At 68.0% G+C, this 10200-nt stretch carries 8 protein-coding genes; 2 read left to right on the top strand and 6 right to left on the bottom strand.

The features are described from left to right. Positions 1–2034: primosomal protein N' (priA, locus tag AB1824_11890; GenBank protein ID MEW5765665.1), on the top strand; the 2034-nt coding region annotated here is incomplete at its 5' end. A 149-nt stretch (positions 2035–2183) separates the two neighbouring features. Beyond that, positions 2184–3317 (top strand): branched-chain amino acid ABC transporter substrate-binding protein, encoded by a 1134-nt coding sequence (locus tag AB1824_11885; GenBank protein MEW5765664.1) that lies wholly within the window; start codon positions 2184–2186, stop codon positions 3315–3317. A 20-nt stretch (positions 3318–3337) separates the two neighbouring features. On the opposite strand, the gene AB1824_11880 is transcribed toward AB1824_11885, so the two are convergent. The 6 genes from AB1824_11880 to AB1824_11855 form a co-directional block, all read right to left on the bottom strand. Then, positions 3338–5269, bottom strand: coding sequence for an Nramp family divalent metal transporter (locus tag AB1824_11880; protein ID MEW5765663.1), 1932 nt, complete (start codon positions 5267–5269; stop codon positions 3338–3340). Between the two features lie 82 nt (positions 5270–5351). Then, positions 5352–7010 carry a serine/threonine-protein kinase gene (locus tag AB1824_11875; GenBank protein ID MEW5765662.1) on the bottom strand — a complete coding sequence of 553 codons (1659 nt, stop codon included), beginning with the start codon at positions 7008–7010 and terminating at the stop codon, positions 5352–5354. Between the two features lie 69 nt (positions 7011–7079). Then, positions 7080–7508 carry a hypothetical protein gene (locus AB1824_11870; protein MEW5765661.1) on the bottom strand — a complete coding sequence of 143 codons (429 nt, stop codon included), beginning with the start codon at positions 7506–7508 and terminating at the stop codon, positions 7080–7082. 29 nt (positions 7509–7537) lie between these two features. After that, on the bottom strand, positions 7538–7771 hold the full coding sequence (locus AB1824_11865; protein MEW5765660.1) for an Rdx family protein: 234 nt from the start codon (positions 7769–7771) through the stop codon (positions 7538–7540). A gap of 57 nt (positions 7772–7828) precedes the next feature. Next, positions 7829–9118, bottom strand: a complete 1290-nt coding sequence (locus tag AB1824_11860) for an acetyl-CoA hydrolase/transferase C-terminal domain-containing protein (protein MEW5765659.1) — start codon at positions 9116–9118, stop codon at positions 7829–7831. A gap of 12 nt (positions 9119–9130) precedes the next feature. Next, positions 9131–10198 carry an alanine dehydrogenase gene (locus AB1824_11855; GenBank protein MEW5765658.1) on the bottom strand — a complete coding sequence of 356 codons (1068 nt, stop codon included), beginning with the start codon at positions 10196–10198 and terminating at the stop codon, positions 9131–9133. Positions 10199–10200 lie beyond the last annotated feature (2 nt).

The following is a 10200-nucleotide window of genomic DNA, read 5'->3' as shown; positions in this document are numbered from 1 at the left end:
GCCCTGGCGCCCCTCTTCGCCCTGCTCGCCGAAGGTCCGCTTTCGGCGGCCCGCCTGTTGGAGCGCCTCGGCGCCGACTCCCTGCCGGATCTGTGGGAGGCCGTGGGCGAGGGGTGGGTCCTCGAGGAGACCCTCTGGAAGGCTCGGCGCTCCTATGCCCGGAGGGACCGCGTCGCCCTCCTCCTCCCGCCCGACGAGGCCGCCGCCCGCGCCGGGGACCGAAGCCTTCCCCCGCCCCTGAGGAAGGCCCTCAAGGCCCTCCTCGCCTTCCAGAACCGGGGCTTCCCCCTCCTCCACGAGGCCGCGCGGCTGGCCCGCGTGCCCCAGCACGTCTTCTTCGAACTCTCGGAGGCGGGCTGGGCGGAGCTCTTCGACCTGGTGCCGCCGGACCGCGTGGCCGCCCCTTCGCCCCACGTTCTCTCGGACGAGCAGGCCGGGGCCGTGGCGGCGGTTTCCGGCGCGCTACGGGAGGGCCGCCACGCCACGTTCCTGCTTTTCGGGGTCACCGGCTCGGGCAAGACCGAGGTCTTCCTGCGCCTGATGGCCGAAGCCCTCTCCCTCGGGGGCACGGCCCTCTACCTGGTGCCGGAGATTTCCCTGACCTCCCTCCTGGCCAGGAGGCTCATCGCGCGCTTCGGGAGTGCGGTGGCCGTCCTCCACTCCTCCATGACGGAGGTGGAGCGGGTGCGCCAGTGGCGGCGCGTCCGGCGGGGGGAGGCCCGGGTCGTCATCGGCCCCCGGTCGGCCCTCTTCGCGCCCCTGCCGGAGCTTCGCCTGATCGTGGTGGACGAGGAGCACGACCCCAGTTACAAGCAGCAGGAGTTCCCTCGCTACCACGCCCGCGACATGGCCGTGGTGCGGGGAGGGATCCTGGGGGTCCCCGTGGTCCTGGGCTCCGCCACGCCGTCGGTGGAAAGCTTCTACAACGCCTCCGAGGCCGGAAAATACACCCTGCTCCGGCTTCCCGAGCGTGCGGGGGGCGCCTCTCTGCCTCCGGTGGTCGCCGTGGACATGCGGGAGGAGTTCCGGACGAAGGGCGCCCGCGCTCCCCTCTCGGGGCCCCTCCTCGAAGCCCTCGCCGAGACCCTGGCGCGGGGCGAACAGGCCGTGATCCTGAGGAACCGCCTCGGCTTCTCGACCTTCGTCCTGTGCCGGGAGTGCGGCAAGACGATCCAGTGCCCAAACTGCTCCGTCTCCCTCACCTTTCACCGGAAATGGGGCGGACTGAAATGCCACTATTGCGGCCACCGGGCGGAGGCGCCCGAATCCTGCCCCTCCTGCGGAGGAGGAAGCCTACAATTTCTCGGAGAGGGCACCGAGAAGGTGGAGGACCTCCTGGCCGAGGCCTTCCCCGGAACCCGGGTCGCGAGAATGGACCGGGAGGAAATCCGGACGGGCGCCCAGTTCGACCGGCTGTGGACCGATTTCGAACGGGGACGCATCGGCATCCTCGTGGGGACCCAGATGGTCGCCAAGGGCCACGACGTACCGAACGTGACCCTGGCCGGGGTCCTCTCGGCGGACTTCATACTCGGGATGCCGGACTTCCGCGCGGCGGAACGGGTCTTCCAGCTCGTAACCCAGGCGGCGGGCCGCGCGGGACGGGGGGGGTTGGCCGGAAGGGTCATCCTCCAGTCCTACCACCCCGACCATTACGCGGTGGCCGCCTCCCTGACCCACGACTTCGAGGCCTTTTACGAAAGGGACATCCGCTACCGGAAGTCGGTGGGCTACCCGCCCGTGGAGGCCCTCGCCCGTCTGGAGATCCGGCAAAAGGACCTTCCCAGGCTGGACGCCCTGTGCGCCGAGGTCTCCGCCGTCCTTCGCGGAGCCGCCTCAAGGGGCGTCCGCGTGTTCGGACCCGTGGACGCCCCCCGCCCCAGGCTGGAGGGCAAGCACCGCCGACACGTCCTCCTGCGAGCCCGCCAGCGCCGCCGCCTCCAGGCGCTTCTGGAGGAGCTCCTGCGCTCGGACCTCGCGCGCCACGTGCCCGCGCACCTCCTCGTGGAGATGGACCCCTACCAGATGATGTGAGGCCTCGGGCTTCTCGGTCCTGCTTCTTAACAGCCTCGGGCCCGGCCGGCCTCGCGCGCTGCCTCCCGAGGTGGATGACGCCCGCCAGCCTCTCGACCTTTCGGGGGAGGCGCCCTATATTTTGAAGAAACAAGAGGAGGGCCCAAGCCATGAGGCGAACCTTGCGGTTAACGTTGGGTCTCCTGGGGGCGGTCTGCATGGCGGCGCTGGGTTCCTGCACGTCCATGCAGGAGGTCAAGATCGGGGTGGCCGGCCCGCTCAGCGGCGAGCAGGCCACGCTGGGGCAGGACGTCCTGAACGGAGTCAACCTGGCGGTGGAGGAGTGGAACGCCAAGGGCGGCATCCGGGGCCGCAGGATCTCGGTCACGGCCGTGGATGACGAGAACGATCCAACCAAGGCCAAGGAAATGGCCTATTATCTGGCTCGGAAGCGGCCCCTCGTGGTCATCGGACACGTGGATTCGGGCTGTTCTCTCCAGGCGGCCAAGACCTATCAGGACAACGGGGTCGTCATGATCTCCCCCACGTCGACCAGCCCCAAATTGACCGAGAGCGGGCAGGACCACGTCTTCCGCGTGTGCGGCCGGGACGACTTCCAGGGAAGGGCCGCGGCCCTCTGGTTCGTCAAGCAGTACCCGGACCGTTCCGTGGGCGTGGTGAGCGACAACAGCGACTACGGCCGGGGCCTGGCCGACGAGTTCGTGAGGAACTACGAGTTTCTGTCCGCACGGAAGGTCCTCTTCCGCGTCGAACTCCAAAGGGGGGACCCGAAACTGGAACCGGCCCTCTCCCGCTGCCTGGAGGAGCGACCCGACCTCCTCTTCTTCGGCGGGCTGGCCAACCAGGGAGGCGCCCTGCTGAAGGCCTTACGGGAACGGGGTTCCTCGGCGGTCTTCATGGCGGGGGACGGGTGCTTCGGCAAGCCCTTCCTGGATGCCGCGGGTCCGGAGGTGGCCACGGGCTCCCTGGTGACCTTCTACCCCGACCTTTCGAACATTCCCGGGACCCGCACCGAGACCTTCCTGAACGGATACCGGGCCCGGTACAAGTCCGAGCCCGGGCCCTTCGGGATCTTCGGCTACAAGGCCGCCCACGTGGCTCTGAGCGCCATCTCCCAGGCCGGCGTCCCCCTCAACGACCGGACCATCATCGACGCGCTCCACCGGCTCACCTTCGAAACGGTGTTCGGCCTCATGCGCTTCTCCGACAAGGGGGACCCCACGGAAACGCCCGTGGCGATCTGGGTGGTGGAGGAGGGCACCTTCAAGGAAATCGGGATCTGAGGCCGCGGACGGGACCGGCCTCACCCCCCCACGCGGCCCACGACCAGGACGCTGGCTTTGACCCTGTGGCGGAGGGCGTCGGCGGTGGACCCGTGGATCAGGTCCGACAGGAAGCGGTGGCCGTGGCCCCCCAGGATCACGAGGTCGGGGCCTAGCTCGTTGACGATCCTCGCCAGTTCCGGGACGGGCTTGCCTACCCCCAGGTGGGTGGAGACCTCGAAGCCCAACTCCCTAAGGGCCTGGGCGAAGACCTCCAGGCGCTCGGCGTCCTTCTGGCTTTCCACGTCCGCCGAGTCCTTCCCCAGGAACCGGGCCCCGGCGCTCTCCACGACGTGGATGAGGGCCAGGTGGGGCTTGGCTCCCTGAAAGAGCCGGATGGCCTCCCGCAGAACCGTCTCCTCCCGACCCGAAAAATCCATGGCCACGGCGACTTTCCGGTAAGGCACGGGAGCCTCCTCCAGGCGGGGGCGCCTCGTGGGCGCGTGGACGCCGATGGCGGCGGGGGACCGCTTCGTCCGGTTCAACCGTTCTACCCACGGCTTGGCGACGACGTACACCAGGAGCATTCCGACCAGGAACTGGAGGGCCCCTCCCCCGGCCAGGATCCAGGCCGAACCGGGACGCCCCGAGCGGGAGGCCGACAGGAGGGTTTCGGTCACGAGCCGCAGGTTCAAGGACACGACAATGACGGCGGAAAGCCACGCCAGCCCCTTCAATACGGGGCCGATGGCGAAGACCCCCATGGTCTTCCGATCCGACACGAAATGGATCAGGGGCACGATGGCGAAGGGCAGTTGCAGGGAGAGCACCACCTGGGACAGGACGAGGAGGTCCCCCGTCCCCTCTTCCCCGTACACAATGAGGGTGAAGACCGCGGGGGCGATGGCCACGAGGCGGGTGATCAGGCGCCTCAGCCAGGGTGGGATCCGGATGTTCAGAAAGCCCTCCATGACGATCTGGCCGGCGAGGGTTCCCGTAATGGTGGAGGACTGGCCCGACGCGAGGAGGGCCACGGCGAAGGCCACCGGGGCGATGGCTGCGCCCAGGATGGGCTCGAGGAGCCGATGGGCGTCCTGGATCTCGGCCACGTCCGTGTGGCCCGACCGGTAGAACACCGCGGCGGCCATGACGAGGATGGCGGCGTTCACAAAAAACGCCACGTTCAGGGCGATGGCCGAATCGATGGTGTTCAGGCGGAGGGACTGGCGCTTCTCCTCCTCCCCGGGGCCGATCTTGCGGGTCTGGACGAGGGAGGAATGGAGGTAGAGATTGTGGGGCATCACCGTGGCCCCCAGCATGCCGATGGCGATGAAGAGGGCCGACGTGTCGGGAATGGAGGGCACGAACCCCTTGACGAGCCCGCCCCACTCGGGCTTGGCCAGTACGATCTCGATGAGGAAGCTCCCCCCGATGAGGGTCACGAGGCTCAGGATCAGGGCCTCCAGTTTTCGTATCCCGAACTGGCTCAGAAAAAGAAGGGCCAGGGTATCCGCGGCCGTGAGGAGGACCCCCCAGAGCAGGGGCATGCCGAAGAGGAGCTGGAGCGCGATGGCCGATCCGAGCACCTCGGCCAGGTCGCAGGCGGCGATGGCCAGCTCGCACAGGCCGTAGAGGGACAGGTTGACGGCCCTGGGATACTCCACGCGGCAGGCCTGGGCGAGGTCGAGCCCGCGCACGATCCCGAGGCGCGCCGACAGGCTCTGGAGCAGGACGGCCATGAGGTTCGAGAGGAGGAGGACCCAGATCAGCGTGTAGTTGTACCGGGAACCCGCCGCGAGATCCGTGGCCCAGTTCCCGGGGTCCATGTATCCGACGCTGACGAGGTAGGCGGGTCCCGTGATGGCCAGGATGCGCCGGAGAAAACCCGCCTTGAAGGGCACGGCCACGGATCCGTGGATCTCGGAGAGGGACTTCCTTCCGGGCTCCCCGTCCCCGGACTTGGATGTCTTCACTCGCCTCGCCTCCCCTGGGTCGTCGAGTTCATCCAATCAGTCCCCCCTCAACGGAAGGAGCGCTCCGGGCATTCCCGAGGCTCTACCTGGCCTCCGAGGCGGAGGGGAGGCGGGTGATCTTGATCCGGGCCGGCATCCGCTTGGGTTCGACCTTCAGCGTCGTGTCCGAACCTTCCTCCAGAACGAGAGGGAAGTCCGTCTCGGCCATGAAGGGCGTGGGGGCGGGGCTCAGAATCTGGAAACGCAGGACGTACGAGGCCGGGGGGAGGGCGAGGTGCTGGATCAGGCGGAAGCCCCCTCGAGACCTCCCCGTGGGATCGGGCAGGCCGCGGAAGGGCGTTTCCAGCACGAGCTCGCCGTTGGCGAACACTTTGATCTCCCCGCGGGGGAGCGGTCCTTCCACGATGAGTCCCAGGTGGGCCTTCTTGATTTTCTTCGGGGCCGCCGGGGCGGGCTGGGCGGGGGCCGAAGCGGAGGCCTCGGGCTTCGTCTCGGGGGTCGAGGGGGCGTCTGGCTGCCGCGGCTTCACGGCGGGGGGAGGCTCGGTCTTCGTGGCGGCGGGCTTCCGCACCGGAACCTCGGGGGTCCGGGCCTCGGCCGGGGCCGTTTCACTCTTTGGCTCACCGCGTAGAACGGGCGTGCCCTCGGGCGGGGGCGGGGCGGGCTCTTCCACGGGGACGGGCTTCGCTCCGCCCTTTCCGAGCCTTCCCACGACGACGAAACCGAGGAGGCAGAGGCCGACGAGGGCGCCCAGCGTAACGATCAGGCCCACCGCGAGGCCCCTCCGGCGCTTTGCGGGGGCGGTCCCCGCGGGGGCTCCCGGGGCGGGAATCGGCGGCGAAACCCGGGTGGTGGTGGGCACCTGGACGGGCCCCTCGGCGGCGGCGGAGGGGGGGGCCGGTTCGGCGGCCAGGGTTCCCGACAGGACCCCGTCGATGGCCTCCACCAGTTCCCCGCCCGACTGGAACCGCTCGGCGGGGTCCTTGGCCAGGAGACGGTCGAGGAGAAACCGGATGCCGGGAGAAAAGGAGGCCTCGTCGGGCAAGGGCTTGGGCGGGGCGTGGACGATCTGGTAGCAGACCGAGGAAATGGTCTCTCCGTGGAAGGGGCGTTGCCCGGAGATCATGAGGTAGAGAACCACCCCCAGCGAGAAAAGGTCGCTCCGGCCGTCCACTTCCTGGCCCATCACCTGCTCGGGGCTCATGAAGTGCGGGGTCCCGAGGACTTCGCCGGTCCGGGTCAGGTCGCTCGCGGCAAGACGGGCGACCCCGAAGTCGGTGAGGACCGCCCGCCCTTTCTCGTCGATGAGGATGTTGTCCGGCTTGATGTCGCGATGCACCACCCCCAAACCGTGGGCGTAGTGGAGGGCGTCCGCCATCTGCCTGAGGATCGGAAGGGCCCGCTCCTGGGTAAGGGGGCCGGATTCCTTGAGGAGGCGGGAGAGGCTCGTCCCCTCCACGAACTCCTGGGCCATGTAGGGAACCCCTTCCCACTCGCCCACGTCGTAGATGGTGACGATGCTGGGGTGGTGCAACCCTCCCGCGGCCTGAGCCTCGCGGAAAAACCTCTCCCGAAACTCGCGTTTCTCCTCCTCCCCCAGAAGGGCCGACAGGGCCACGACCTTGATCGCGACGACACGGCCGATGAGCGGGTCGCGGGCCCGGTACACCCTGCCCATGGCTCCCCGTCCGGCCAGTTCGATGACCTCGTATCTTCCGATTCTCTCGGGCTGGTCCGTCATGGGGACAGGTTACTCCAGGACCGGGCGCCTCACAATCCGCCCGGCGGTCCGGCGCGCGCGCCCGGTCCTTCAGGGCTCCTCGGTGTACCCCTGGACGGCGAACAGGACGGCGGCGTCGAAGAAGTTGACGACCTGCCGGTACAGGTTCAGGCCCTGGTAGAGGTTGGCCGTCGAATCGAAGATCCCCTCCTCGATCACGTACTGCCATAGGACGATTCGCGCGATCTGAACCGCCCGGACGACCTGAGGAAGGGGCACGCCCTCGGCGCGGCGCCGACGGCCCGTGTTGCGGAAGTGCTCCACGATCACCATGTGGCGGGGCTGATCGAGGTAGGTGCCGATCTCCTCGTACGCCGCCCGTACGTGCTGGAGGAGTTCCTCCTCGGGGCGGAGAAGGTACTTCTCCATGCCTTCTTCCCGTCGGAGACGCTCCAGCCACTTCCTGGCCAGGGGCTCGGCGTGGGTTTCGGCGATGGCCACGATGGCGTTGATGTCCATGCTCACGGACTCCCGATGCGCGCGGGAAACTAAGCCCGTCCCGCCCTGCGGGAAAGCTCGACCAGAAGGGCGTCCTCGTTGGGGAACTGGCCCGTGATCTTCTTGGAGTAGACGAGGGCCCCGTCCAGGGTCACCTCGAAAACGCCCCCCGAGGACCGAACGAGTTCCGCGTCCGTCCCAAGATGGTCCTTGATCTTCGCGGCCAGACTGGCCGCCCTGGGCTCGTAGTTTCAGACGCCGCAGTATTCGATCGAGATGCGCATGCCTCTCTCCCGGGGCCGGTCCCCGCACCGGGAACAACGCCCCGGCCCGTCGTTCTATTACATGATCAGGTGCCGGTCCCTGGCTTCCTTTTCCAGCATCTCCCTGAAATCCGGATGGGCGATGGAGATGAGAGCCCGGGCCCGCTCCTGGAGGTTCTTCCCCCAGAGGTTGGCCACGCCGAATTCCGTCACGACGTAGTGGACGTCCGCGCGTGTGGTTACCACGCCCGATCCCTCCTTGAGCTTCGGCGTGATGCGCGTCATGGAGTTGCCCTTGGCGGTGGACGGGAGGGCGATGATGGGCTTGCCCCCCTTGCTGGCCGCCGCGCCCCGAATGAAGTCGAGCTGTCCGCCGAAGCCGCTGTAGATGTACGTCCCGATCGAGTCGGAGCAGACCTGGCCCGTGAGGTCCACCTCCAGGGCCGAGTTGATGGCGATCATGTTGTCGTTCTGTGCGATCACGAAGGGGTTGTTCGTGTGCTCGACGGGGTGGAGTTCGAAGAGCGGGTTGTCGTGGACGAAGTCGTAGAGCTTTCGGGTGCCCAGGATGAACGTCGCCACGACCTTTCCCGGATGGAGGGTCTTGCGATTGCCCGTGATGATGCCCTGCTCCATGGCCCGGACCAGGCCGTCGGAGATCATCTCCGTGTGGATGCCGAGGTCCCTCTTGCCCTCGAGGAGCGAAAGCACTGCGTCGGGGATTCCCCCGATGCCCATCTGGAGGGTGGCGCCGTCGGGGATCATCTCGGCGATGAACGCGCCGATGCGGCGCTCCACCTCCGAAGCCGGTTTCCCCTGGAGCTCGAGGAGGGGCTGGGTGTGCTCCACCACGTGGGTGGCGCGGGACACGTGGAGGAAGGAGTCGCCCAGGACCCGGGGCATTTGCTCGTTCACCTGGACGATGACGGTCTTGGCCGCCTCCACGGCGGCCTTGGTGGTCATGACTTCCACGCCGAGGCTCATGAACCCGTGGTCATCCGGCGGGGAGCACTGGATCATGGCGACGTCCACGCGGCTCGCCCCGCTCCGGATGGCCTTGGGAATCATGTGCAGATGGATGGGGACGTAGGCCGACCGCCCGTCGTTGACCGAGGCGCGGTCACCCGGCCCCACGAAAAGAGAGTTGTGCCGGAAGGCCTTTTCCATGCCCGGCCGGGAAAAGGGGTCCTCCCCCATGAGGAGGACGTGGCTCAAGGTCACGTTGCGCAATTCGTCGGCGCGCGCGGCGAGGGCCTGCAGGAGCGCATAGGGGGCCGCCGCGTTCCCGCTGATCATGACCCAGTCTCCGGACATGACGGCCTTGGCCGCCTGTTCGGGACTGCAGAGTTTCTTCTTGTAGTCGTCCATCCAGGACATGGCTTACCCCTCCCCCAGGAGTTTCCTGAGGTCGGCCGGGTTCTTGCTGACGTACCGGCTCACGACCTCGCCTTCGAAGACGTAGCATCCTCGCTGCAAGTCCTTCCAGCCGGACAGGGCCAGGCGCATCCCCTTGTCCTGCATGCTCAGGAGGAATGGGAGAAGCGCATGGGTGAGCGCGTAGCTGGAAGTCCGCGCCACATACGAGGGGCAGTTGGGCACTGCGAAGTGGAGGATGCCCTCCCGCACGAAGACGCCCCCGGTGGGCCCCTGGAGCCGCGTCGTCTCAACGCACCCGCCCTGGTCGAAGGAAAAGTCCAAGATCACAGACCCCGGGCGCATCTTCTGGACCATGTCCCGGGTCACCACGATGGGCGCGATTTCTCCGGGGACCAGCACGGCGCCCACCAGGACCTCGGCGAAGGCCACGAACTTCTCGAGGTTCTCCTTCGTGGCGTGGGCCGTCACCACCCGCCCTCCCAGCCGCCGGTCGATCATCTCGAGGACCTTCTGGGACAGGTCGAGGACGTAGACGCTGCATCCCAGGCCCAGGAAGGCCCGGGCCGTATGGAAGCCCAGGGTGCCGCCTCCGATGATGACCACGTCCGCCGGCGGAATGCCGGGAGCGCCGCCGAGGAGGATCCCGATGCCTCCCGACCCCGTTTCCAGCAAACGACCCGCGATCTGGGGGGCCATCTTGCCCGCGATCTCCGAGGAAATCCGGAGTATGGGGAGGGTGCCGTCGGCGTCCTGGATGATCTCGAGCCCGAGGGCCGTGATCTTCCGCTCTCTCATCTTGGCCAGGTAGGCCTCCCCGGCCACGGCCAAGTGGAGGAAGGCCAGGACCGTGGAGCCGGGCTCCATGAGGTCGAGGTCGTGGAGGTTCGGGCGACCCACCTTGACGAGGACCTCCGACCGTCCGAAAACCTCCTCGTGGGAATAGACCACCTGAGCGCCGACCTTGCGATAGGTCTCGTCGGGGAAGCCCGCCGCCGCGCCTGCCCCCGTCTCCACCACGACTTCAGCCCCGGCTTCCACGAGTTCCCGGACGCCGGCCGGCGACAGCCCCACGC

The organism is Acidobacteriota bacterium (assembly GCA_040752915.1).
Taxonomy (GTDB): domain Bacteria; phylum Acidobacteriota; class UBA4820; order UBA4820; family DSQY01; genus JBFLVU01.
The sequence above is the reverse complement of the archived record's forward strand: the minus strand, read 5'-3'. Positions and strand labels throughout refer to the sequence as shown.

What these genes read in the sequence shown, in the direction of transcription:
- AB1824_11885 (MEW5765664.1), top strand. Translation starts at nt 2,184, where the DNA reads ATGAGGCGAACCTTGCGGTTAACGTTGGGTCTCCTGGGGGCGGTCTGC.
- AB1824_11875 (MEW5765662.1), bottom strand. Translation starts at nt 7,010, where the DNA reads ATGACGGACCAGCCCGAGAGAATCGGAAGATACGAGGTCATCGAACTG.
- AB1824_11870 (MEW5765661.1), bottom strand. Translation starts at nt 7,508, where the DNA reads ATGGACATCAACGCCATCGTGGCCATCGCCGAAACCCACGCCGAGCCC.
- AB1824_11860 (MEW5765659.1), bottom strand. Translation starts at nt 9,118, where the DNA reads ATGGACGACTACAAGAAGAAACTCTGCAGTCCCGAACAGGCGGCCAAG.